Genomic DNA, 1,348 nt, shown 5'->3' on the forward strand with positions numbered 1-1,348 from the left:
CTAATGAGATGGTCAGCCCGGCGAGAACCTCAGGTCTAAACTACTGGGGTTCTCACTTTTCTTGAGGAGGCTTTCTCATGAACAGCGTAACGCTTCTAGGCATCGACATTGGCAAGAACAGCTTCCACTTGCACGGCCAAGACGCACAAGGCCATCAGGTATTGCGCAAGAAGCTCAATCGCCGACAGTTGCTGCCATTACTTGCACAAATGCCACCCTGCAAAGTTGCCATGGAATCCTGTGGCGGATCACAGTTTCTTGCCAGAGAAATCACCAAGCTCGGTCATCAGGTCCAACTGATTGCGCCGCAGCATGTGAAGGCTTACGTCACCGGCAACAAGAACGACTTCATTGATGCCGAGGCTATTTGCGAAGCCGCATCACGTCCCAGAACGCGATCTGTACAGGTGAAATCAGTTGACCAGCAGGTGCTGTCGACCGTGCATAAACTGCGTAAATCACTGGTGAGTCGACGCACTGGAGTGATCAACCAGGTACACGGGTTCTTACTTGAGTTTGGCGTTATCTTTCCCGCCGGCTATGCCGCGTTGGAGCGGGTTCCTGCATTGATGGAAGAGCACAATCTACCTCTGCGCCTGCGGCAGGCTATTAGTCGGATGCTTGATGACATTCGTCAATTGACTCGCGAAATCAAAGCGCTGGATACCGAGATCAAGCAGCAAGTAAATGGGAGTGACGCCGGCAAAAGATTACAGAGCATCCCCGGCATCGGCCCCCTCATAGCTAGCGCGCTGGTGGCCGATGTCGGGGACGCTTCGATGTATAAATCGTCCCGAGATTTTTCGGCGTCCTTAGGGTTGGTGCCGCGGCAATACTCGACTGGAGGGCAAACCACTCTCCTGGGTATCAGCAAGCGTGGGGACAGGTATTTGCGAACCTTGCTGATGCAGGGCGCCCAAACCCTGCTTTATCGAATCGATAAACGAAACGATGCCCTTGGAGTCTGGGCCAGAAGTCTATTAGCTCGAAAACCGCTCAACAAAGTTGCCTGTGCGCTGGCTAATAAAATGGCCAGGATTGTCTGGGCGCTATTGACCAAAGGTGGCACCTACAACGGGCATGCCACCGCATAATCCGGCTTTACCACCAGCTTTTGCGACGTCAGTAGCTGATGACGATAAACGGCAGACATCCTGGCTGAGAACCTGATAACCAAAGCAGCTTTCGCAGCTGAAGCGCTTTTAAGGACAGGCAGGAGCGAATACTCATCAAGGGCCGAGCGTGTACCCGCGCTCACAAGGAGCCCGGATACATTAGCGCAAGCCTGATTTACCGTTCATCGTGACTGGATAGCAAAAGGTGGGCTGACCATACATTTGGTTACTTT

General features: G+C 53.0%; 1 protein-coding gene. It reads left to right on the top strand.

Annotated elements, in window-relative coordinates; all coding sequences use genetic code 11:
• The first annotated feature begins 77 nt into the window (after positions 1-77).
• The gene (locus BLL36_RS29935) at positions 78-1,094 is read left to right on the top strand and encodes an IS110 family RNA-guided transposase (RefSeq protein ID WP_076955179.1); all 1,017 of its coding nucleotides are present in this window, start codon (positions 78-80) and stop codon (positions 1,092-1,094) included.
• Positions 1,095-1,348 lie beyond the last annotated feature (254 nt).

Origin of the sequence: Pseudomonas cedrina subsp. cedrina, from assembly GCF_001983175.1 — a bacterium.
Classification (GTDB): Bacteria; Pseudomonadota; Gammaproteobacteria; order Pseudomonadales; family Pseudomonadaceae; genus Aquipseudomonas; species Aquipseudomonas cedrina.

Coding starts and splice junctions, on each gene's coding strand:
- BLL36_RS29935 (WP_076955179.1), top strand. CDS start 78: ATGAACAGCGTAACGCTTCTAGGCATCGACATTGGCAAGAACAGCTTC.